This is a genomic window from Pseudomonas trivialis, from assembly GCF_036864995.1.
Lineage (GTDB): Bacteria > Pseudomonadota > Gammaproteobacteria > Pseudomonadales > Pseudomonadaceae > Aquipseudomonas > Aquipseudomonas trivialis.
Genome location: NZ_CP142151.1, coordinates 598700 through 621838 on the forward strand (window position 1 = coordinate 598700; position 23139 = coordinate 621838).

The 23139-nt window shown below is 61.6% G+C and carries 21 protein-coding genes and 1 pseudogene; 12 read left to right on the forward strand and 10 right to left on the reverse strand.

Annotated elements, in window-relative coordinates:
* The first annotated feature begins 90 nt into the window (after positions 1-90).
* The 8 genes from VRB54_RS02510 to VRB54_RS02545 all read left to right on the forward strand — a co-directional run bounded on the left by VRB54_RS02510 (position 91) and on the right by VRB54_RS02545 (position 9437).
* Positions 91-1374 (forward strand): FAD-binding oxidoreductase, encoded by a 1284-nt coding sequence (locus VRB54_RS02510; protein ID WP_338479400.1) that lies wholly within the window; start codon positions 91-93, stop codon positions 1372-1374.
* Positions 1375-1747: 373 nt separating this feature from the next.
* On the forward strand, positions 1748-2884 hold the full coding sequence (locus VRB54_RS02515; protein WP_338479401.1) for a branched-chain amino acid ABC transporter substrate-binding protein: 1137 nt from the start codon (positions 1748-1750) through the stop codon (positions 2882-2884).
* A 202-nt stretch (positions 2885-3086) separates the two neighbouring features.
* Positions 3087-4001: an ABC transporter permease subunit gene (locus VRB54_RS02520; RefSeq protein ID WP_003236186.1), complete on the forward strand. Its 915-nt coding sequence runs from the start codon at positions 3087-3089 to the stop codon at positions 3999-4001.
* Between the two features lie 2 nt (positions 4002-4003).
* Entirely contained in the window at positions 4004-5281 is a 1278-nt protein-coding gene (gene livM / locus VRB54_RS02525) for a high-affinity branched-chain amino acid ABC transporter permease LivM (protein ID WP_231422401.1), read from the forward strand.
* Positions 5278-6153: an ABC transporter ATP-binding protein gene (locus VRB54_RS02530; RefSeq protein WP_338479403.1), complete on the forward strand. Its 876-nt coding sequence runs from the start codon at positions 5278-5280 to the stop codon at positions 6151-6153. Before livM ends, VRB54_RS02530 begins: the two co-directional genes overlap by 4 nt.
* Positions 6150-6866, forward strand: a complete 717-nt coding sequence (locus VRB54_RS02535; RefSeq protein ID WP_003236180.1) for an ABC transporter ATP-binding protein — start codon at positions 6150-6152, stop codon at positions 6864-6866. The genes VRB54_RS02530 and VRB54_RS02535 overlap by 4 nt, the downstream gene beginning before the upstream one ends.
* 695 nt (positions 6867-7561) lie before the next feature.
* The gene (locus VRB54_RS02540; protein WP_338479404.1) at positions 7562-8326 is read left to right on the forward strand and encodes an SDR family oxidoreductase; all 765 of its coding nucleotides are present in this window, start codon (positions 7562-7564) and stop codon (positions 8324-8326) included.
* 205 nt (positions 8327-8531) lie between these two features.
* Positions 8532-9437, forward strand: a complete 906-nt coding sequence (locus tag VRB54_RS02545; RefSeq protein ID WP_338479405.1) for a cation diffusion facilitator family transporter — start codon at positions 8532-8534, stop codon at positions 9435-9437.
* 100 nt (positions 9438-9537) lie between these two features.
* Here VRB54_RS02545 and VRB54_RS02550 read toward each other — a convergent pair whose 3' ends face one another.
* From VRB54_RS02550 to VRB54_RS02580, 7 genes are all read right to left on the reverse strand, one after another.
* Entirely contained in the window at positions 9538-10647 is a 1110-nt protein-coding gene (locus VRB54_RS02550; protein WP_338479406.1) for an AGE family epimerase/isomerase, read from the reverse strand.
* 171 nt (positions 10648-10818) lie between these two features.
* Positions 10819-11391, reverse strand: a complete 573-nt coding sequence (locus VRB54_RS02555; protein WP_322212514.1) for a HupE/UreJ family protein — start codon at positions 11389-11391, stop codon at positions 10819-10821.
* A 23-nt stretch (positions 11392-11414) separates the two neighbouring features.
* Entirely contained in the window at positions 11415-12029 is a 615-nt protein-coding gene (ureG, locus tag VRB54_RS02560; protein ID WP_003236172.1) for an urease accessory protein UreG, read from the reverse strand.
* Between the two features lie 23 nt (positions 12030-12052).
* Positions 12053-12727, reverse strand: coding sequence for an urease accessory protein UreF (locus VRB54_RS02565; RefSeq protein ID WP_338479407.1), 675 nt, complete (start codon positions 12725-12727; stop codon positions 12053-12055).
* Positions 12724-13224, reverse strand: coding sequence for an urease accessory protein UreE (gene ureE, locus VRB54_RS02570; RefSeq protein WP_338479408.1), 501 nt, complete (start codon positions 13222-13224; stop codon positions 12724-12726). The genes VRB54_RS02565 and ureE overlap by 4 nt, the downstream gene beginning before the upstream one ends.
* Before the next feature lie 192 nt (positions 13225-13416).
* The gene (locus VRB54_RS02575) at positions 13417-14049 is read right to left on the reverse strand and encodes a TetR family transcriptional regulator (protein WP_209987987.1); all 633 of its coding nucleotides are present in this window, start codon (positions 14047-14049) and stop codon (positions 13417-13419) included.
* Between the two features lie 181 nt (positions 14050-14230).
* Positions 14231-14599 carry a hypothetical protein gene (locus VRB54_RS02580; RefSeq protein WP_057009727.1) on the reverse strand — a complete coding sequence of 123 codons (369 nt, stop codon included), beginning with the start codon at positions 14597-14599 and terminating at the stop codon, positions 14231-14233.
* Between the two features lie 344 nt (positions 14600-14943).
* On the opposite strand from VRB54_RS02580, the pseudogene VRB54_RS02585 reads away from it, so the two are divergent.
* Positions 14944-17009: pseudogene (locus VRB54_RS02585) on the forward strand (AsmA family protein).
* Between the two features lie 174 nt (positions 17010-17183).
* Here the strand turns inward: VRB54_RS02585 and VRB54_RS02590 are convergent.
* Positions 17184-17714 carry a ferritin-like domain-containing protein gene (locus tag VRB54_RS02590; protein WP_338479409.1) on the reverse strand — a complete coding sequence of 177 codons (531 nt, stop codon included), beginning with the start codon at positions 17712-17714 and terminating at the stop codon, positions 17184-17186.
* Positions 17715-17802: 88 nt separating this feature from the next.
* On the reverse strand, positions 17803-18717 hold the full coding sequence (locus VRB54_RS02595) for a DMT family transporter (RefSeq protein WP_338479410.1): 915 nt from the start codon (positions 18715-18717) through the stop codon (positions 17803-17805).
* Positions 18718-18839: 122 nt separating this feature from the next.
* Between VRB54_RS02595 and VRB54_RS02600 the strand changes: the two genes are divergently transcribed.
* The gene (locus VRB54_RS02600; protein ID WP_338479411.1) at positions 18840-19142 is read left to right on the forward strand and encodes a PsiF family protein; all 303 of its coding nucleotides are present in this window, start codon (positions 18840-18842) and stop codon (positions 19140-19142) included.
* Positions 19143-19335: 193 nt separating this feature from the next.
* Entirely contained in the window at positions 19336-20349 is a 1014-nt protein-coding gene (locus VRB54_RS02605) for an AI-2E family transporter (protein ID WP_209988006.1), read from the forward strand.
* 338 nt (positions 20350-20687) lie between these two features.
* Here the strand turns inward: VRB54_RS02605 and VRB54_RS02610 are convergent, their stop codons facing one another.
* Positions 20688-21956, reverse strand: coding sequence for an Hsp70 family protein (locus tag VRB54_RS02610; protein ID WP_338479412.1), 1269 nt, complete (start codon positions 21954-21956; stop codon positions 20688-20690).
* A 237-nt stretch (positions 21957-22193) separates the two neighbouring features.
* Between VRB54_RS02610 and VRB54_RS02615 the strand changes: the two genes are divergently transcribed.
* Entirely contained in the window at positions 22194-23132 is a 939-nt protein-coding gene (locus tag VRB54_RS02615; protein WP_338479413.1) for a DnaJ C-terminal domain-containing protein, read from the forward strand.
* The last annotated feature ends 7 nt before the right edge of the window (positions 23133-23139 follow it).

Here is a 23139-nt window from a genome sequence, read left to right on the forward strand (position 1 = left end):
ACACCGCCATCGGGAGCAAGCCCCCTCCCACAGTTGATCGCATTTGCACATCAAGAATGGTTGTTTGTTGGGTCTCATCGGAGTCTGGCAATGGCACTGCGCGAAGCATGTTTGTGGGAACACCTCACCCCCGGCCGGCCCGATCGCGCCGCGCTCAAGGGCGAGGTCAAGGTGGATGTGTGCGTGATCGGCGCCGGCATCACCGGGTTGTCGGCAGCCATTCACCTGCTGGAGCAGGGCAAAAGCGTCGCCGTGCTCGAGGCCCATCGCACCGGCCACGGCGGGTCGGGGCGTAACGTCGGGCTGGTGAATGCGGGCCTGTGGATCCCGCCGGACGAGATCGAAGCCGGTTTCGGCGAAGCGGTGGGCAGCCAGCTCAACCGTATGCTGGGTGCGGCGCCGTCGCTGGTGTTCAGCCTGGTCGACAAATACAACATCGATTGCCAACTGCGCCGCGAGGGCACCTTGCACATGGCGCACAACGCCCGGGGCGAGGCGGATTTGCGCAGTCGTGAGGAACAATGGAAGCGCCGTGACGCGCCGGTCGAGCTGCTGACCGGTCAGGCCTGCGAACAGGCCACCGGCACCCGCAAAATTTCCGCCGCCCTGCTCGACAAGCGCGCGGGCACGTTGAACCCGATGGCGTACACCACGGGGCTGGCGAATGCCGCGGCCGGCCTGGGCGGGCAGATGTTCGACCATTCCCCGGTGACACAATTGGAACGCCAGGGCGCGAACTGGTCGGTGCAGACCGCCCAGGGTTCGGTGCAGGCGGCCCAGGTGGTGATCGCCTCCAATGCCTACACCGAAGGCGAATGGACCGAGTTGCGGCGCAATTTTTTCCCCGGTTATTACTACCAGGTCGCCTCCGCGCCGCTCACCGATGACGCCGCCCGGCAAATCCTCCCCGGCGGCCAGGGGTCATGGGACACCCGCCAGGTGCTCAGCAGCATACGCCGCGATGCCGATGGCCGCCTGTTGCTCGGCAGCCTGGGCAACGGCAATCAGAAGCCGGGCTGGTTCCTCAAGGCGTGGGCTGATCGGGTGCAACAGCATTACTTCCCATATCTCAAATCGGTGCAGTGGGAATACACCTGGACCGGCTGCATCGCGTTTACCCCGGATCACCTGATGCGCCTGTTCGAACCGGCGCCGGGCCTGGTCGCCGTCACCGGCTATAACGGGCGCGGCGTCACCACCGGCAGTGTGGTCGGCAAGGCGTTTGCCGATTACCTGTGTCACCAGAATCCCCAAGCCTTGCCGATTCCGTTTGCGCCGATGCAGCCCCTGACCGGCGTGGGCGTGCGCAGCTGTCTGTATGAGGCGGGATTCTCGCTGTATCACGCGGGGCAATGCCTGCGAATTGTGATCTGAACAGCGACTTGGCATGTAAAAGCCTGCCTCTTCCTGGCAGGCTTCCCATCTGTATTGGTGCAAGTCGTAGCAATCGCGCACTGTAAATGTGCAGTTCCGTTACGCCTGTTGTTACAGGTGCAGGAGCTGTCGTTTGCGCGTCCGGTTGCAGGTGCCACCGGGTCAGGTTGTACTTTTTTTGCCTGCTGGTTGCACCTACTTCTGCCAGAGGGTTGCACGTACTGGCAGGTGGCGCCGAAACGCCTGCAATAACAATGACACGGTGTCTTTTTGAAGAATAAAAAAGTAATGGCACGCGGCTTGCTCTGAGCTTTCCGTGAAAGGATTGAATGCAAGTCGTCGTGCCTAAAATCAAAAATACGGAGCACCACTCATGTCCCAGACGTTTTACAAGAAAGGTTTTCTGGCCCTCGCCGTTGCAGCGGCGCTGGGTGTTTCTACGTTTGTTCAAGCTGATGTGAAAATCGGCGTGGCGGGCCCGATGACGGGTGCCAACGCCGCTTTCGGTGAGCAGTACATGAAGGGTGCCCAGGCGGCGGCCGATGTGATCAACAAGGCCGGCGGCATCAATGGCGAAAAAATCGTGCTGGTGGCCGGCGATGACGCGTGCGAGCCCAAACAGGCCGTGGCCGTGGCCAACCGTCTGGCCGACCAGGACAAAGTGATCGGCGTGGTCGGGCACTTCTGCTCCTCCAACACCATCCCGGCGTCCGAGGTGTACGACGAGGCAGGCATCATTGCGATCACGCCGGGCTCCACCAACCCGCAAGTCACCGAACGTGGCCTGGGCGCGATGTTCCGCATGTGCGGGCGTGACGATCAGCAAGGCGTCGTCGCCGGCGACTACATCGTCGATGTGCTCAAGGGCAAGAAAGTCGCGGTCATCAACGACAAGGACACCTACGGCAAAGGCCTGACCGACGCCACCGCTGCCCAGTTGACCAAGCGCGGCGTCAAGCCGGTGCTGGAAGAAGGCCTCACCCGTGGCGAGAAAGACTTCAGCGCCCTGGTTACCAAGATTCGTTCCACCGGCGCCGACGTCGTGTACTTCGGCGGCCTGCACCCGGAAGCCGGCCCTCTGGTGCGCCAGATCCGTGAAGCGGGCCTCAAGGACGTCAAGTTCATGTCCGATGACGGCATCGTCACCGACGAACTGGTCGCCACCGCCGGCGGCAAGCAGTACGTGGATGGCGTGTACATGACCTTCGGCGCCGACCCGCGCAAACTGCCGGACAGCAAGACCGTCGTGGAAGAGTTCCAGAAGAGCGGCTACGAGCCGGAAGGCTACACCCTGTATGCCTACGCGTCGGTCCAGGCGCTGGCGGCCGGCTTCAATGGCGCCAAGTCCAACAAGGGCGAAGACGCTGCCAAGTGGCTCAAGGCTCACCCGGTAAAAACCGTCATGGGCGAAAAAGCCTGGGATTCCAAGGGCGACCTGAAAATCTCCGACTACGTGGTTTACCAGTGGGATAAAGACGGCAAATACCACCAGCTGGAAAAACAGAAGTAAGCCTGAGCACCACTGTTCCAATGTGGGAGGGGGCTTGCTCCCGATAGCGGTATGTCAGGCAACACATGCATGACTGACCCACCGTCATCGGGAGCAAGCCCCCTCCCACAGGAGACGGGGTTGTTATCGAGATCTGTTTTTTCCTCCAGAAGCGCCGCACACCCACCCGGTGTGCAGGTGCTCACCGCGTGAGATTTGCGTTATGGATGGTATTTTCCTGCAGCAACTGGTCAACGGCCTGACCCTCGGGTCGGTCTACGGCCTGATCGCCATCGGCTACACAATGGTCTACGGCATCATTGGCATGATCAACTTCGCCCACGGCGAGGTTTATATGATCTCCGCGTACCTCGCGGCGATCAGTCTGGCACTGCTGGCTTACTTCGGCATCGAATCCTTCCCGCTGCTCATTCTCGGCACCCTGATCTTCACCGTGGTCGTCACCGGCGTGTACGGCTGGGTGATCGAACGGGTCGCCTACAAACCGCTGCGCAACTCCACCCGACTGGCCCCGCTGATCAGCGCCATCGGGATTTCGTTGATCCTGCAGAACTACGCACAGATCGCCCAGGGCGCCAAGCAACAAGGCATCCCGACTCTGCTGGCCGGCGCCTGGCGCGTCGATATCGGCAGCGGGTTCGTGCAACTCACCTACACCAAAGTGTTCATTCTCGTGGCGGCGTTTGCCGGCATGGCCCTGCTCACCTACATCATCAAGTACACCAAGCTGGGCCGCATGTGCCGCGCTACGCAGCAAGACCGCAAGATGGCCTCCATCCTCGGTATCAACACCGACCGCGTGATCTCCTATGTCTTCGTCATCGGTGCCGCCATGGCTGCGTTGGCCGGCGTGCTGATCACCCTCAACTACGGCACCTTCGACTTTTATGCCGGCTTCATCATCGGCATCAAGGCATTTACCGCAGCGGTACTCGGCGGCATCGGCTCCCTGCCTGGGGCGATGCTTGGCGGGATCATCCTCGGGATTTCCGAGTCGCTGTTCTCCGGGTTGATCAACTCTGACTACAAAGACGTGTTCAGTTTCTCCCTGCTGGTGGTGATTCTGATTTTCCGTCCCCAGGGCCTGCTGGGTCGCCCACTCGTGGCTAAGGTGTAAACATGTCTGCTGCCAAACCTATCGATATCAAGAAAAGTGTGGTCGATACGATCCTTGCCGGGCTGATTTCGTTGATCGTGTTCGGTCCGATCGTCGGCGTGGTCCTCGACGGCTACAGCTTCAACCTGGAACCGGCCCGCGTGGGCCTGCTGGTCGCCATCGTGATGGTCGGCCGCTTTGCCATGAGCCTGTTCCTGCAAACCCCCAGGGGCCTGAAGATTCTGCAGGGCTTCGAAAGCAGCGGCTCCGGCGTGCACGTGCGGGCGCCGGACTATAAATCCCGGCTGCGCTGGATCATCCCTGCGCTGATCGTGATCGCCATCGTGTTTCCTATTTTCGCCAACAAGTACCTGCTCACCGTGGTGATCCTCGGGCTGATCTACGTGCTGCTCGGCCTGGGCCTGAACATTGTGGTCGGCCTGGCCGGTCTGCTCGACCTCGGTTACGTGGCGTTCTACGCCATCGGTGCCTATGGCCTGGCATTGGGTTATCAATACCTCGGCCTGGGCTTCTGGACGGTGCTGCCATTGGCAGCCATCGCGGCGGCTTTGGCGGGGTGCATACTCGGCTTCCCGGTGCTGCGAATGCACGGTGACTACCTGGCCATCGTGACTCTTGGCTTCGGTGAAATCATCCGTCTGGTGCTCAACAACTGGCTGTCGTTTACCGGCGGGCCGAACGGCATGCCCGTGCCGTCGCCGACCTTTCTGGGCCTGGAGTTCGGCCGGCGCGCGAAGGATGGCGGGATACCCTTCCACGAATTTTTCGGCATCGACTACAACCCCAATATCAAATTCCTGTTCATTTACATCGTGCTGTTCCTGGTGGTGCTGGCCGTGCTCTACATCAAGCACCGCCTGACCCGCATGCCGGTCGGCCGCGCCTGGGAGGCCCTGCGTGAAGATGAGATCGCCTGCCGCTCCATGGGCCTGAACCATGTGCTGGTCAAGCTTTCGGCGTTCACCATTGGTGCATCGACTGCCGGTCTGGCCGGGGTGTTCTTTGCCAGCTATCAGGGCTTTGTGAATCCGTCGTCGTTCACCTTCTTCGAGTCGGCGCTGATCCTCGCCATCGTGGTACTGGGCGGCATGGGCTCGACGGTGGGCGTGGTGATTGCGGCGTTCGTATTGACCGTGGCGCCTGAGCTGCTGCGCAGCTTCTCGGAATACCGCGTGCTGCTGTTTGGCGTGCTGATGGTGGTGATGATGATCTGGCGGCCGCGCGGCTTGATCCGCATCAGCCGAACCGGTGTGACCCCACGTAAAGGAGTGGCGCCATGAGCAAGGAAGTCGTCCTCAGCGTGGAACATTTGATGATGCACTTCGGTGGCATCAAGGCCTTGAGCGATGTGAGCCTCAAGGTCGAACGCAACTCGATCTTCGCCCTGATCGGCCCCAACGGCGCCGGCAAGACCACCGTGTTCAACTGCCTCACCGGCTTCTACAAGGCCAGCGGCGGCAAGATCCAGCTCAACGTGCGCGGCAAGCAGACCAACGTGATCCAACTGCTCGGCGAGCGCTTCAAGGTCACCGACTTCGTCTCGCCCAAAAGCTTCTTCAGTCGCGTGTACTACAAGATGTTCGGCGGCACCCACCTGGTCAACCGCGCAGGCCTGGCCCGTACGTTTCAGAACATTCGCCTGTTCAAGGAAATGTCGGTGCTGGAAAACCTGCTGGTGGCCCAGCACATGTGGGTCAACCGCAACATGCTCGCGGGCATCCTCAACACCAGGGGCTACCGCAAGGCCGAAAGCGATGCACTTGACCACGCCTTCTACTGGCTGGAAGTGGTCGACCTGGTGGACTGCGCCAACCGCCTGGCCGGCGAACTCTCCTATGGCCAGCAGCGCCGCCTGGAGATCGCCCGCGCCATGTGCACGCGGCCGCAGATCATCTGCCTGGACGAACCGGCCGCCGGCCTCAACCCTCAGGAAACCGAAGCCCTCAGCGCGATGATCCGCCTGCTGCGCGACGAACACGACCTCACGGTGGTGCTGATCGAACACGACATGGGCATGGTGATGAGTATTTCCGACCACATCGTGGTGCTCGACCACGGCAACGTGATCGCTGAAGGCGGGCCGGAGGCGATCCGCAACGACCCGAAAGTGATCGCCGCCTACCTGGGCGCCGACGAAGAGGAGCTGGTATGAGCGGGCCTATCCTCGAAATGAAGGACCTGGATGTGTTCTACGGCCCGATCCAGGCCCTGAAAAAAGTCTCGCTGCACATCAACGAAGGCGAAACCGTGAGCCTGATCGGCTCCAACGGCGCGGGCAAGTCCACGCTGCTGATGTCGATCTTCGGCCAGCCACGGGCAGAATCCGGGCAGATTCTGTACAACGGCGTCGACATTACCCACAAGTCGTCCCACTACATCGCCTCCAACGGCATTGCGCAGTCGCCGGAAGGACGGCGGGTGTTCCCCGACATGACCGTCGAGGAAAACCTGTTGATGGGCACCATCCCCATCGGCGACAAGTTCGCGCAGGAAGACATGCAGCGCATGTTCGAGCTGTTCCCACGGCTCAAGGAGCGGCGCAACCAGCGCGCCATGACCATGTCCGGCGGCGAGCAGCAAATGCTCGCCATCGCCCGTGCGCTGATGAGCCGGCCCAAGCTGCTGCTGCTGGACGAACCGAGCCTGGGCCTGGCGCCGATTGTGGTGAAGCAGATCTTCTCCACCCTGCGTGAGCTCGCGGCGACCGGCATGACGATCTTTCTGGTGGAGCAGAACGCCAACCACGCGCTGCGCCTGTCGGACCGCGCGTATGTGATGGTCAACGGCGAGATTCGCCTCACAGGCACCGGCAAGGAATTGCTGGTGAACGAGGATGTGCGCAACGCCTACCTTGGCGGGCACTGATCTATGTGGGAGGGAGCAAGCCCCCTCCCACATTGTTTTTGTGTGGGCCACGAGACCCATTTTGAAATTGTGGAAAACAAATCCAGCCGCCCTCCAAACCGCGACATATAGCCGCCGCAAATCCCTGTTTTGTCACAGTTTTGACTTGTCCCCATCTGCTGTGGAACCGGCTGTGGGTAACGTGGGTGTAGCTGGCTGAAAGCCTTTAAAAACAAGGCTTTCAGCGCGGTGGTTGTTTATTGATCAGCGGTTTTTTTGCGGCCTGTCGAGGGGTTTGTCAACCTGTTTAAAGACACAGGTATATGACCGGTTCATGTCCGGTCAGCCTGTGGATAAGTCTGTGACTAAACTCTGGAAAGACCTCCGTAGGGGCCGGATTAACTGGCCTGGAGCCATCGTTCGGCTTTTGCCTTTTCACCCAGGCCTACATATGGCCCGGTCCAGGTCAAGCAAAAAACTTTCCAAAACCGCCTGCGGGCCTTGTGTACAGCGGCTTGAAGCCTTTTCGACTTGCCCCCAAAGACTGTGGGCGCAGTTGTGGATAACCTGCGTGCATATGGCTGCAAGCCACGGTTCATAAGGTGTTGGATTGATCGATCAAAAAATGATCAGCTGGTGTGCCTGGCGGTTGCCGCAAGCGCCGCGTACGGGCATTCTGCTGGCAACTTTTTCCCGATGCCCGCAAGGAGACCACCATGTCCGACACGTTGTTTATTACTGGCGCCACCTCAGGTTTCGGCGAAGCCTGTGCCCGTCGTTTTGCCGAGGCCGGCTGGAAGCTGGTGCTCACCGGTCGCCGTGCCGAACGCTTGAATGCGCTGGTCGAAGAGCTTTCCAAACAGACCGAAGTACACGGCCTGGTGGTGGACGTGCGTGACCGCAAGGGCATGGAAGAGGCCATCGCCAACCTGCCGCCGTCGTTCGCGACCCTGCGCGGGCTGATCAACAACGCCGGCCTGGCTGTGGGCACCGACCCTGCGCCCAAGTGCAGCCTCGACGATTGGGAGACCATGGTCGACACCAACATCAAGGGCCTGCTGACCACTACCAACCTGCTGCTGTCGCGCCTGATCGCTCATGGACGGGGCGCGGGCATCATCAACCTGGGCTCCATCGCCGGCAACTACCCTTACCCGGGCAGCCACGTATACGGCGCCTCCAAGGCGTTCGTGAAGCAGTTCTCGCTGAACCTGCGTTGCGACCTGCAGGGCACCGGCGTGCGCGTGACCAACATCGAGCCGGGCCTGTGTGAGAGCGAGTTTTCGCTGGTGCGCTTCGGTGGTGACCAGGCGCGCTATGACGCCACCTATGCCGGCGCCGAGCCGATCCAGCCCCAGGACATCGCCGACACGATCTTCTGGGTGATGAACACCCCGGCGCACGTCAACATCAACCGCCTGGAGCTGATGCCGGTGAGCCAGACCTGGGCTGGGTTTGCGATTGAGCGGGGCGGCAAGTAAGGCTTTAAACCGGGTCGCTGCCATCGGGAGCAAGCCCCCTCCCACATGGGACGGGGTTCTCACATTCAGACGTGTGAACACCGTCAAGTGTGGGAGGGGGCTTGCTCTCGATGGCGTCAAATCGGCCAAAACAGGCCATAAGGTACACTCCCACCCTGAAAGCCCCACCGCACCCGGCGGTTCAAAGGTTTTGACGGGAGGAAATGTGAGTAACCGAGGTGAGCAGGCACTGCTCAAACAATCGACGATTCTGATGTTCGCGGTCGCGATCGCCGGGATTGTCACGGGTGTGATATCCGGCGCCCAGTCCATTCTGTTCGACGGCTTCTTTTCGCTGATCGCCACCGCCATCAAGGTGTTGATGCTGATCACGGCCAAGCTGATCGCCAGGAAAAGTAACGAGCGCTTCCAGTTCGGCTACTGGCACCTGGAGCCGATGGTGTTATTGATCGAAGGCAGTTTCCTGCTGCTGATCGCCCTCTATGCATTCCTCAACGGGGTGTTCGGCATTATCAACGGCGGACGCGAGATCGAGTTGGGGCTGGTGATCATCTATGCGGCGGTGTTTACCGTCGTCGAGTTCGCTTACTTCTTCTATGTGCGCTACCGCAATCGCACGCTCAAATCATCGCTGATCCAGTTCGACAACATCAGCTGGCTGGTGGACGCGATGCTGTCGATAGGCTTGCTGATCAGCTTCCTCGCCGCGCTGTTGCTCAAGTCCCAGGGCTATGGCGAGTGGGCCATATATGTAGACCCGGCGATCCTGATCCTGCTGGCCTTGAGCATGCTGGCGCCGGCCTTCAAGATCCTGCGTCCGGCGTTGCGCGAGGTGCTGGGGATCGCCCCCGATCAGCTGGACGACAAGGTGCGTGAAGTGATGGACGCGGCCAAGGCCCGGCATGGTTTCGACGACTACGTGTCCTACGTGCAAAAGCACGGGCGGGCACGGTTTATCGAAATTCATGTGGTGTTGCCGGCGGATTACCCGGTGGATAACGTGGACACTTTCGACAGGCTGCGCGAAGAGATATCCACAGGCCTCGGCACGCCGGATGCGGCGCGCTGGCTGACGATCAGCTTTACCGGGGATCGCAAGTGGATTGCATGAGTCCAGTCAGATCGCGGTGAGGCAATCGCAGGCAAGCCAGCTCCCACATTCAGCACAGTCAAGTGTGAGAGGGGGCTTGCCCCCGATGGGGTCCGAAAGGTCAGCCGAGATGCTTGATCAGCCCCTGATAGCAAGTCGCCAAATGATAAGGGGTGGTCGACGGCATATCCCGTCGGCTCACGACACCCTTGGCATCCAGGCATTCATGCCAGCCTTTTGCATGCAGGAAATGGTCTTGCAACGCCAGCAATTGGCGCTGCAACACCGCTTCGCTGCCCGGCCGCAACGTCAGCGCGCGCAGGTATTCGGCCTGGGCCCAGATACGCTGAGTGCCGTCACGCACATTGCCGTCAAGGTCGAGCATGCCACTCACGGCGCCGCTCAGCTCATCCACACCCTTTTGCTCGGCGTAGACAAACGCCCGGCTGAGCGATGCATGCAGCGGCGTGCCGCGCAGCACCTCGGATGAGTCGAGCAGGAAGAACCATTCGAACTGATGGCCCGGCTCGAACCAGTTATCCACAGCGCCCAGCGGTTTTTCCAGCATCACGCCGTGCCCAGGCTCGATGAAGCGCTGCTGCATGGCCGTCGCCAGGTTCAGCAGGGCGGTTTGCACGTCGGCGTCTTCACGCACGGCCAGCGTGGCAAGAAACGCTTCGGCCAGATGCATCAGCGGGTTTTGCAGCGGGCCGGACGAGAGTGACGACCAGTCACGCTCCAGCACCGCGTCGTACAGGCCGTCACCGCTGGCGAACCGCTGGGCGACCACTTCGAGCGCGGCATTGAGCACCGACGCCACCAGCGGCTCGCGCACCTTGGCCCAGTAATGGGCGCAGGCGAAGATGATGAAGGCGTGTGTGTAGAGGTCTTTGCGCGTATCCAGCGGTTGGCCCGCGGGGTCGATGCTGTAGAACCAGCCGCCGTGTTCGGCGTCATGAAAGTGCTGTTGCAGGGAGCGGAACAGCGCAGCTGCGCGCGCGTGCGCAAAGTCGGCCTCGGGCTCGCCGATCAGGCTGGCAAACAGGTACAACTGACGGGCGCAGGCCATGGCGCGATAGCGCTGGGGCGGCAAGGGCTGGTGGTCGGCGTCCAGTGCCTCGTAGGGCAGCGCCAGCTCGGCATTCCAGCCCGGGCCTTGCCAGAGTGGCACGATCAGGTCGTGGAAATGGGTGAGCACGGTATTCAAAAGCGGTTGGGAAGCGCTGGGCATCGGCTGGCGTCGTCACGGCAGGGGTGTAGGCGCGCATGGTAGCAGGCTTGGGTGCGGTGGTGTCTGCGCCACCGTTATCGCGGGCAAGCCCGCGCCCACATTTTTGAATGGCGAATCCGCTCAAATGTGGGCGCTGGCTTGCCTGCGATGGGCCCGGCACAGGTGCCGAAATCAGCCCGCGAGCAACCACACGCCAGTCGCCGCCGAAGCTGCCCCAGCCACTCGTACCAACGGCGCCGCCGCTGCCGGCAGCACGCGCACCACGGCATAACCGGCCGCATGCAACAGGGCCGTCGCACCGACAAACCCCGCCGCGTACGCCCATGGGCTGGACATCTCCGGCAGTTCCAGACCATGCGCCACGCCATGGAACAGCGCAAACAGCGCCGTCGCGCCCACTGCCACAAACAGCGGCGGACGCACCGCCAGCGCCACCGCCAGGCCCAGTGCCAGCACCGAGGCGGCGATGCCGCTTTCCAGCGCCGGCAATGCCAGGCCTTCAAACCCCAGCACGCCGCCGATTAGCATGGTGCCGACGAAGGTGCACGGCAGCGCCCAGCGTGCCGCGCCTTTTTGCTGGGCGGCCCACAGGCCCACTGCAAGCATGGCCAGCAAGTGGTCGATGCCGCCCAGAGGATGGCTGATGCCGGCCACCAGGCCATTGTCGCCATGGCCCGGATGGGCGAAGGCCAGGGCAGGGGCCAGCAGCAGTGCAGCGGCAGCGAACAGTTTGTTGAGGCTCATAAACAGGCTCCGTAATGGGTTGATCAGGCGGCGGTCAGCAGGCCCTGGCGTTCAATGAAGGCGACGATCTCGTCCAGGCCGACGCCGGTTTTCTGGTTGCTGAACACAAAAGGTTTACCGTTGCGCATGCGCTGGGTGTCGCTGTTCATCAGCTCCAGCGAGGCGCCCACCAGCGGCGCCAGGTCGATCTTGTTGATCACCAGCAGGTCGGATTTGCAAATACCGGGCCCGCCCTTGCGCGGCAGCTTGTCGCCGGCCGACACATCGATCACGTAGATAGTCAGGTCTGACAGTTCCGGGCTGAAGGTGGCCGACAGGTTGTCGCCGCCGGACTCCACCAGGATCAGGTCCAGGCCGGGAAAGCGCCGGTTGAGCTGATCGACCGCTTCGAGGTTGATCGAGGCGTCTTCGCGGATCGCCGTGTGCGGGCAGCCGCCGGTTTCCACGCCGATGATGCGCTCCGGCGCCAGGGCCTGGTTGCGCACCAGAAAGTCGGCGTCTTCACGGGTATAAATATCGTTGGTGACCACGGCCAGGTTGTAGCGATCGCGCAGCGCCAGGCACAGGGCCAGGGTGAGGGCGGTCTTGCCGGAGCCCACCGGGCCGCCGATGCCGACACGCAGGGGTTGTGAGTTCATGTGCTTCTCCACATCAAGGGAATCTAGGAACGGAACAGGCGGCTGTATTGGCGCTCGTGGGCCATGCACGCCAGGGACAGGCCGAACGCGGCGCTGCCTGTTGAGTGGGGGTCGATGCGCGCGGCGTCCTGCTGGGCCTGCTGCAGCAGCGGCAGCAGTTCACTGGTCAGGCGCTGCGCGGCTTGCTGGCCCAGGGGCAGGGTTTTCATCAGCACCGCCAACTGGTTTTCCAGCCAGCTCCACAGCCAGGCGGCGAGGGCGTCGTCGGGGCTGATGTGCCAGGCGCGCGCGGCCAGGGCCCAGCCCAGGGCCAGGTGAGGTTCGGCGCGCAGAACGAGAAAGTTTCGGGCCGCGTCGTCCAGTTCGGGCAAGCCATTGAGCAGTTGCTGCAGCGAGTAGCCCATCTGCCGGCTCTCCTGGTACAGCTCGCGGGTCTCACGGCTGGCGCGGTGCTCTTCGCACAGGTGCGCCAGCTGCGACCAGTCATCCACGGCGGCGGCACGGCAGTGGGCGAGCAGCAGCGGCGCTTCGAAGCGCGCCAGGTTAAGCAGCAACTGGTCGCTGATCCAGCGGCGTGCGCTGGCGGCATCCGGCACGCGGCCGTTGTCCACGGCCATTTCCAGGCCCTGGGAATAGCTGTAGCCGCCAATCGGCAATTGCGGACTGGCCAGGCGCAACAATGCCCAGGCTGGATTCATGTACGCACGCCGAATTGATGCAGCTTGGGCGGGTAGTTGAAGTCTTCATCGCCATGGCGCGAATGATGATGGCCGCCCCCGTAGGCACCGTGTTCCGGCTGGAACGGCGCCTCGATGGTTTCGGCCTTCGCGCCCAACTGCTCGAGCATGGCCTTGAGCACATAGTCATCGAGCAGTCGCAACCAGCCATCGCCGACTTGCAGGGCCACGTGGCGGTTGCCCAGGTGGTAGGCGGCGCGGGTCAGTTCAAACGCGCTGCTGCAGGTGACGTGCAGCAGCTGTTCTGGCCGTGCGCACACGCGTACCACCCGGCCGTCTTCAGCCTGCAGGCATTCGCCGTCATGCAGCGGTGGCTGGCCACGCTCCAGAAACAGGCCGACGTCTTCGCCGTCGGCACTGAAACAGCGCAGGCGGCTTTTGCTGCGGGCTTCGAAGTTGAGCAGCAGCTCGGCGGCCCATTGGGCCTGGGGGGCGATTCGGCGGTGGATCACCAGCATCAGGGGGCTTCCAGCTATGAGCGATAACGGAGCTAGAGCAAGGGGCTTGCCAACCCAGCGCGGGTTGTAGGAATTGCCTGTCGGCGCGCGCCGTTGTGCCTCCGAATAGGGCGGCGGCTTATTCAGGGCGCGACTCAATATGGTGCATTGCGCGCGCTATGGCACTGGATGAGGGCGTTTTTTCCTGGCGGTCTATTCGGTGCTGCCCAGGCCTTGCCAGTGCTTGAGACCAATAAAGATAAAGCGCAACTGCTGGGTGATTTTCGCCTGGGGCGTGAGGTGTTCAGGCAGGGCGTGGGCGGGCGGGTCGATGATATCGGGCAGGGTGGCGAACACGCTCTTGACGATCAGGTCGGCCATCACGTGCAAACCATCGGCCTGCAGGTGCGCCAGCTTGGGCATGCGCGTGAGGTCGGCGGCGAGGTCGCGGGTGATGTCTTCGCGCAGGGCCGCGATGGCCTGACGCACGGCGAGGCAGCCGCCGTATTGCTCGCGGGCCAGGAACAGGAATTGCGAACGGTTGGCCGATACCACGTCGAGAAAGATCCGCACCGAGGCATCGATGATGCCGCCCATCACGAATTCGTTGTGGCGTACCAGGCGAATAGTGGCGCGAAAGGTCTGGCCGACCTCGCTGACCAGCACGAGCCCGAGCTGATCCATATCGGCAAAGTGCCGGTAGAAACCTGTAGGGACGATCCCGGCGGTTTTGGCCACTTCGCGCAGGCTCAGGCTGCCGAACCCACGGCCGCACTCCATCAGATGGCGGGCTGCGTCCATCAGGGCGAGGCGGGTCTGTTGCTTTTGTTCGGCACGGGGCAGCATGGGCGGGTGAGCTTTGTCGGCAAGTACAGCGACGCACTCTAGCAAAAGCGCTTTGCCGGCGTCGAACTTGGCGGTATGAAGCGAGGGCATTGCGTGAAATCAGGGGGGCAGACGTTAGTGACTTTGGCGAGCAGGCTCGCTCCTACGGATGTCGGAGCGAGCTGTCTGGGCCACCACAGGCTCAGCTCTGTGCTTGATGCAGGTCTTGCAGGCGATCAGCACCACCTTCGGCAACGCCTTCGGTGTAGGCACGCTCGTTGGCTTGCTCGGCGCCGCCTTCAACCAGGCCTTTTTCTTCCAGGCGGTGACGACCGTTTTCGCTCAGGCCTTCGGTGTAAGCGCGTTTGTTGGCTTGCTCCGAACCATTTTCGGCAACGCCTTTGGCGTAGTCGCGGTTCTCATCTTCTTGCGAGCCGCTGCGGGCCAGGGTCTGGCTCGACTGAACGGCCTGAGCCTGGTTTTGTGGGATAGTCTGCTCGGCGGCTGGCAGGGCGAAGGCACTGGAAGCCAGGACAGACAGCAGGACGGTAGCGAGTACTTGGCGTTTCATGATGGTTGCTCCTTGGGAGGGCGATAAAGTGGGTACAGGACTCATGCTACTCTCGATATATCGATATAAAAGTTCATAAACGCAATGGTAATAATCAACACAATTGATGGTTCCAGCGGAAGGCTCTAGATCGGGCCTCTCAAGCACGCGGTTTTGCACCCAAGTGGGTATTTTCGACACAATGGCGGGTAGCAATGGTGCAGGCAGGCAAACGGAATCTGTCGATCTGGTCAGAAAAAAGCGTTCTGCGCTTAAATCCATCAATGGGTTAAACCCTGCTGAGGTTTGCCAGTCGTACCTTTATGAGCTGTATTCCAGCTATTCGTGTTCAGGAGTTCTGTGCAATGACGCGCACTCGTAAAATCGTCGCCTGGTGCTGCGCCATCTTGGCTGTGTTAATCGCCGTGTTCGTGGTGTTCCTGGTGTTTTTCGACTGGAACCGCATCAAGCCGCCGCTCAATGCCAAAGTCTCCGAAGAGCTGCATCGTCCGTTCGCCATTAATGGCAACCTCGCGGTGGTGTGGCAGCGCGAACCCGAGGAAGGCGGCTGGCGTGCCTGGGTGCCGTGGCCCCATGTGATCGCCGAAGACCTGACCCTGGGCAACCCGGACTGGTCGAAGCAGCCGCAGATGGCCACTTTGAAAAAGTCGAGCTGCGCATCTCGCCCCTGGCCCTGCTGGCGCAGCGCGTTGCGATCCCGCGTATCGACCTCACCGAACCGAGTGCCCAGTTGCAGCGCCTGGCCGACGGCCGCGCCAACTGGACCTTCACGTTCGACCCCAAGGACCCGGACGCCGAGCCGTCCAGCTGGGTGGTCGACATCGGCGCCATCAAGTTCGACAAAGGCCACGTGACCCTCGACGACCAGACCCTCAAAACCCAGCTCGATGTGATCATTGACCCGCTGGGCCAGCCGATTCCCTTTGCCGAAATCGTCGGCGATGCCGATGCCAAAAAGGCCCTGGAAAAAGGCTCCGCGCCGCAGGATTACGCGTTCGGCCTCAAGGTAAAAGGCCAATACCATGGGCAGAAACTCGACGGCAGCGGCAAGATCGGCGGCCTGCTGGCCCTGCAGGACGCGGCCAAACCGTTTCCCCTGCAAGCTCAGGTCAAGATCGGCGACACCAGCATTGCCGTGGCCGGCACCCTGACCGACCCGCTCAACCTCGGCGCGCTTGACCTGCGCCTCAAACTTGCCGGCGCGAGCCTGGGCAACCTCTACCCCCTCACCGGCGTGACCCTGCCGGATTCGCCGGCCTATTCCACCGACGGTCACCTGATCGCCAAGTTGCATGAAGCCAGTGGTGCCTCGTTTCGCTATGAACACTTCAACGGCAAAATCGGCAACAGCGATATCCACGGCGACCTGGCCTACGTCGCCAGCCAGCCACGGCCCAAGCTCAGCGGCACCCTGGTGTCCAACCAGTTGCTGATGACCGACCTTGCGCCGCTGATCGGTGCCGACTCCAACGCCAAACAAAAGGCCCGTGGCGGTGCGAGCAAGCAGCCGGCCACCAGGGTGCTGCCGGTGGAAGAGTTCCGTACCGAGCGCTGGCGTGAAATGGATGCCGATGTGGAATTCACCGGCAAGCGCATCGTGCACAGCGCCGACCTGCCCTTCACCGACCTTTACACCCATGTGGTGCTCAACGACGGCGAACTGAGCCTGGAGCCGCTGCGTTTCGGCGTGACCGGCGGCAAGCTCGATGCGCAGATTCGCCTCAACGGCCGCATCACGCCGATGGAAGGCCGCGCGAAACTCAGCGCGCGCAACTTCAAGCTCAAGCAGCTGTTCCCGACCTTTGAGCCGATGAAAACCAGCTTTGGCGAACTCAACGGTGATGCCGACATCGCCGGGCGCGGCAACTCCGTCGCGGCCTTGCTGGGCAGTTCCAACGGTGACTTGAAGATGTTGATCAACGACGGCGCCATCAGCCGTGGGCTGATGGAGATCGCCGGGCTCAACGTGGGTAACTACGTGGTTGGCCGCCTGTTCGGCGACAAGGAAGTGAAGATCAATTGCGCGGCGGCAGATTTCGGTATCAAGACGGGCCTGGCGACCACCCGGCTGTTCGTGTTCGATACCGAGAACGCCATCATCTACATCGATGGCACCGCGAACATGGCCACCGAGCAGCTTGACCTCACGATCACCCCCGAATCCAAGGGTTTCCGTCTGTTCTCGCTGCGTTCGCCGCTGTACGTGAACGGGCCGTTCATCAAGCCCAACGCTGGCGTCAAAGCCATCCCGCTGGCCCTGCGTGGCGCGGGGATGGTGGCATTGGGCGTGATCGCAGGTCCGGCCGCCGGCCTGCTCGCGCTGGTGGCGCCGAGCGGCGGAGAGCCCAACGAGTGTGCGCCGTTGCTGCAGCAGATGAAGGAAGGCAAGGCGCCCAAGACCGTTAAATAACTGACAGTGCACCGATGTGGGAGGGGCTTGCTCCCGATAGCGGTGTGTCAGCCAACCTTTCCCTGGCTGATACACCGCTATCGGGAGCAAGCCCCCTCCCACAGTTTATTTTCGGTGTGGCAAAAAAGAGGGGGAGCCGTTTGACCGGCTCCCCCCTCGTTTTTGCGTGACGACTTACAGGCTTTCGAGAATGTCCGCCATGTCGTCCGCATGCTCTTCTTCCTGAGCCAGAATTTCTTCAAACAGACGGCGGGTGGTTGGGTCCTTGTCGCCGATGTACTGGATGATTTCGCGGTAGCTGTCCACGGCGATACGCTCGGCCACCAGGTCTTCGTAGACCATTTCCTTCAGCGAATTACCCGCCACGTACTGCGCGTGGGAGTTTTTCGACAGCAGGTCAGGGTTGAACTCCGGCTCGCCGCCCAGTTGCACGATGCGCTCGGCGAGTTTGTCGGCGTGTTCGGCTTCCTGGGTCGCGTGCTCGAGGAATTCATCGGCGGCGACGGAGGCCTTGATGCCGCTGGCCATGAAGTAGTGACGCTTGTAGCGCAGCACGCACACCAGCTCAGTGGCCAGCGATGCGTTGAGCAGGCGAATGATCTCTTCGCGGTCGGCGTTGTAGCCTTCGGTCACGGCACCGTTTTCGACGTTCTGGCGGGCGCGGCTGCGCAGGGTCGCAACGTCAGTCAAGTTTGCTTCGGTCATCTCAATCTCCTGGTGCTAATCCGGTTGTACGCCACGCTCTGTCGGCGTGATCGCTACAGGTTGTGAGTCGCGGCCAGGGCAAAAAGTTTTATCGGATTTTACCGGATGTGTTACGAGGGCCTTGCTGACGATTCTGGCTTACCGGTGTCGTCCAGCGCTCCGACAGGATCACCCCGCCCAGGGTCAGCAAGCCGCCCAGCAGGTGATACAGCGCCAGTTCTTCTTTCAACACCACCGCTGCAATCAGCGCAGTGATCAACGGCAGCAGGTTGAAAAACAGCGTTGTGCGGCTCGGGCCCAGGGTCTTCACCGAATGCATCCACGCCAGCGGCGCCAGCATCGAGGCCAGCAAACAGGCGTACAGCACCAGTGGAATGTTCGCCCAGCCCAGCCCCGTTTTGGGTGAAAACAGGAACAGCGGAAACAGCACCACCACCGCCACCAGCACCTGCAAGTACAGCAACACCAAGGGTGGCAGGCGCAGTTGCCATTTTTTCAGCAGGGTGCTGTAGACCGCGTAGGCCAGAGTGGCCACCAGCATCATGCCGTCGCCGAGGTTGACCCCGTGTTGCAGCAGCGCGCCCAGGCTGCCGGACGACACCACCACGACCACGCCGGCAAACGACAGCACCGCCCCGGCAAGCGCGCCGTATGTGAGGCGCTGGCCCAGGCTGATAATCGCGGCAGTCAGGGCCATCAACGGCATCAGCGACAGGATGATGCCCATGTTGGTCGCCGAGGTCAGCGTCGCCGCGTAATAGGCCAGGCTCTGATACACCGCCATGCCCAGCAGGCCCAGCACGAAGACCTTGCCCAGGTTCGGGCGGATTAACGGCCAATGGGCAATCACCGGTTTAAGCATGAACGGGGTGAACAGCAGCGCCGCCAGCAACCAGCGGTAAAAGCCGATTTCGGCCGGGAAGATCGAGCCCACCGCCAATTTGTTGATCACGGTGTTGCCGGCCCAGATAAAAATGGCCAGCAGGGGATACGCGTATTGCATGAACATCGCCGTACAGATGGATGGATGAGGATTATCCACCGTCTGCACAGGAAGGTGTAACAGGGTTTGACTACACTCTGCCCAGGCCGTGCCCGTCGGCGCGGTAACCGGGAGAAAACTCCATGAAGATGCTGCGTATTCCTCTGCTGATGATTGGACTGTTGCTGTGTTCCCAAGGCTTTGCCGCCACTGCCCAGCAAAACAAGATGACCACCTGCAACGCCGAAGCCACTACCAAGACCCTCAAAGGCGACGAGCGCAAGGCCTTCATGAAGACCTGCCTGTCGGCCCCGGCCGCCAATGATGCCAAGGCTGTCACGCCTCAGCAGCAAAAGATGAAGGACTGCAACGCGTCGGCAAAAACCAAGGCGCTGGCCGGCGATGCGCGCAAGGCCTACATGAGCACCTGCCTAAAGGGCAACTGACAGCGCACATCCCCTGTGGGAGCGGGCTTGCTCGCGATAGCGGTGGTTCAGTAGGCGATACATTGACTGACACACTGCAATCGGGAGCAAGCCCCCTCCCACACTTGATCGCATTCATAGCGTCACCTCTCGCTTGATTCCTGGAACGCTGGCAGACTGCCCATCCTTTTATCGCCGTTCGTTCTGAGGCTGTATGCCAACGTTTTCTCAGCGTCACGTGATATTGCTGGCCAGCTACATCATTATTCTCGGCGGGTTGTTGCTGGTGCTGCCGTTGAAGTTGCTGCCCAGCCTGCTGGCAGGCCTGCTGGTCTATGAACTGGTCAACATGCTCACCCCCCAGCTGCAGCGGCTGATCGAAGGTCGCCGTGCGCGCTGGCTGGCGGTGGCCCTGCTCGGCACGCTGATCGTCAGCGTGCTGGCGCTGATCTTCGCTGGCGCCATCAGCTTTCTGCTGCACGAAGCGGAAAACCCCGGCGCCTCCCTCGACAAGTTCATGGGCGTGGTCGACCGCGCACGCGGCCAGTTGCCGCCGTTCCTCGACGCCTACCTGCCCGCCAGCGCCGCCGAATTTCGCGTGGCCATCGGCGACTGGCTGAGCAAGCACCTGAGCGAACTGCAACTGGTGGGCAAAGACGCTGCGCACATGTTCGTCACCCTGCTGATCGGCATGGTACTTGGCGCCATCATTGCCCTGCAGCGCGTGCCCGACCTGACCAAACGCAAACCCCTGGCCGCCGCGCTGTTCGACCGCCTGCACCTGCTGGTGCAGGCCTTTCGCAACATCGTCTTCGCGCAGATCAAGATCGCCGCGCTCAACACCGCTTTCACCGCGATCTTCCTGGCCGTGGTGCTGCCGCTGTGCGGTATCCACCTGCCCCTGACCAAAACCCTGATCGTGCTGACCTTCCTGCTCGGCCTGCTGCCGGTGATCGGAAACCTCATGTCCAACACCCTGATCACCATCGTCGCGCTGTCGCTGTCGATCTGGGTGGCATTGGCCGCGCTGGGCTACCTGATCGTGATCCACAAGGTCGAATACTTCCTAAATGCCCGCATCGTCGGCGGGCAGATCAGTGCCAAATCGTGGGAATTGCTGCTGGCGATGCTGGTGTTTGAAGCCGCGTTCGGCTTGCCGGGCGTGGTGGCGGGGCCGATTTACTATGCGTACCTCAAGAGTGAGTTGAAGCTCGGCGGGATGGTCTGAGGCAATAACCCAAGCGCATTTGCTTCTTGGGCTTTGAAGGGAACTAGGGGACGGTCAGCGATGAGCGATCAATTTCGCTGTGGGCGATCCCGACGGGCAGAGCAATGACCGCTTCAATGCGTGGAATTACCTGGTGATCGTGCCGGGTATCGTTGTCTGGTGCCTGACGGTTTTGAGACTCTGGATGTTTTATCCGCGCTGAGCAGTCTCTCGACAGGACCAAAATGTGGGAGGGGGCTTGCCCTCGACGGAGGTGTGTCAGTCAGCGCATCTGGCACTGACCTATCGCCATCGGGAGCAAGCCCCCTCCCACCTGTCTGTTCGCAACGTTTGGGACATCATCTGCCGTAGCGCTTGCTCGCCTCAATCGCCAAACCACTGCCGATACTGCCGAAGATATTCCCTTCCACATGCCGTGCATTCGGCAGCATCGCCGAGATGCTGTGGCGCAGTGCCGGAATGCCGCTGGAGCCGCCGGTGAAGAACACCGTGTCCACCTGCTCGACGCTCACCGAGGCGTCATTGAGCAACTGCGTGACACTGCCGCGCACACGCTCCAGCAAATTGTCGATGGACGACTCGAACAGGGCCCGGCTCAAGTCCACGCTCAGGCCTTTTTCGATGCGATCCAACGCCACATGGCGGCTGTCTTCATGGGTCAGCTGGATCTTGGTTTCTTCCACTTCCATCGCCAGCCAGTGCCCGGCGCGCTGCTCGATCAGCTTGAACAGACGATCAATGCCGCCGGTGTCTTCGATGTCGTAGCGCATGCTGCCCAACGCCAACTGGGATTTTTGCGAGTACACCGAGTTGATGGTGTGCCAGGTGGCCAGGTTCATGTGGTGACTGGTAGGCATGTAGGCGCCGCTTTTCATGCGGCTGCCGTAGCCGAACAGCGGCATCATCCCTTGCAGGCTGAGCTGTTTGTCGAAGTCGGTCCCGCCGATGTGCACGCCGCCGGTGGCGAGGATGTCGCTCTGGCGGTTGTCGTTGTGGCGGCGGTCCGGCGACAGGCGCACCAGCGAGAAGTCAGACGTACCACCGCCGATGTCGACGATCAGCACCAGCTCTTCCTTCTGGATGGTCGACTCGTAGTCGAACGCCGCCGCAATCGGCTCGTACTGGAACGAAATATCCTTGAAGCCGATGGCACGCGCCACGTCCACCAGGGTGTTTTCCGCTTCCTGGTCGGCCATCGGGTCGTCGTCGACGAAGAACACCGGGCGGCCCAGCACCACTTCCTCGAACTCGCGGCCGGCGGTGGCTTCGGCGCGGCTCTTGAGCTGGCCGATAAACAGCGCCAACAGGTCGGTGAACGGCATCGCGGTGCCGAGCACGCTGGTGTCGTGCTTGATCAGCTTGGAACCCAGCAGGCTCTTGAGCGAGCGCATCAGCCGGCCTTCGTAGTTTTCCAGGTATTCGTGCAGGGCCAGGCGGCCGTAAACCGGGCGACGCTCCTCGAAGTTGAAGAACACCACCGACGGCAAGGTGATCTTGTCGTCCTCCAGCGCAATGAGCGTCTCCTCGCCGGGGCGGATCCAGCCGACGGTGGAGTTGGACGTGCCGAAGTCGATGCCGCAGGCACGGGCTGGGGATGGGTTTTTCATGTCTATCGGGTTCCGGTTGCAAAACGGCCGCGCAGTGTATGCCAGTCGACGGCGGATGCGTAGGCCGACCATCCGTTAAATCACGCTTGAAACGGCGCGATTCGCCCCCACATCTTGTGCATACGGCAAGTGCCGATAAAACTCCGACGCACCCCAGGCCACATCACTCAACAGGTGCAAAGCAGCGCACGTTGTGCCCCGGGCTGTGCGATCTCGATTAAGGATGGTGAACCGCCAATGGATTTCAAAGACTACTACAAGATATTAGGTGTCGAGCCGAGCGCCGATGACAAGGAAATCAAGGCCGCCTATCGCAAGCTCGCGCGCAAATATCACCCGGATGTGAGCAAGGAAAAAGACGCCGAAGAGAAATTCAAGGACGCGTCCGAAGCCTATGAAGCGCTCAAGAGCGCCGACAAACGCGCCGAATACGACGAGCTGCGCAAATATGGCCAGCACGGCCAGCCGTTCCAGGGCCCGCCGGGCTGGCAGAGCCGTGGCGGCTTTGGCGGCGGCGCGGGCACGGAAGATTTCTCCGACTTCTTCAGCTCGATCTTCGGCAACCGCGGCGACGGCTTTGGCGGCGGTCAGCGTCGTCCTGCCGGGCGCAAGGGCCAGGACGTGGAGATGCAGCTGACGGTCTCGCTGGAGGAGACACTGGCCACCGAGTCCAAGCAGATCAGCTTCCAGGTGCCGCAATACGACGCCTCCGGTCGCCACGTCAGCAACACCACCAAGAGCCTGAACGTGAAGATCCCTGCCGGCGTGGCCGACGGCGAGCGCATCCGCCTCAAGGCCCAGGGCGCGCCGGGCATTGGCGGCGGCGCCAATGGCGACCTGTACCTGATCATCAAGTTTGCAGCGCACGCCAAGTTTGAAGTGGATGGCGAAAACCTGGTCATCAACCTGCCGCTGGCGCCGTGGGAATTGGCGTTGGGCACCGAAGTGGCAGTGCCGACCCTCACCGGCAAGATCAACCTCAAGGTGCCGGCCAACAGCCAGAACGGCCAGCGTATGCGGGCCAAGGGCCATGGCTTGCTGAACAAGGCGGGCGCGCGCGGTTATCTGTTCGTGCAGCTTAAGGCGGTCATGCCCAAAAGCGACGACGAAGAGGTCAAGGCGTTGTGGCAGCAGTTGGCTGAGAAAGCGGCATTCAATCCGCGTGAGCATTTTTGATACAGCG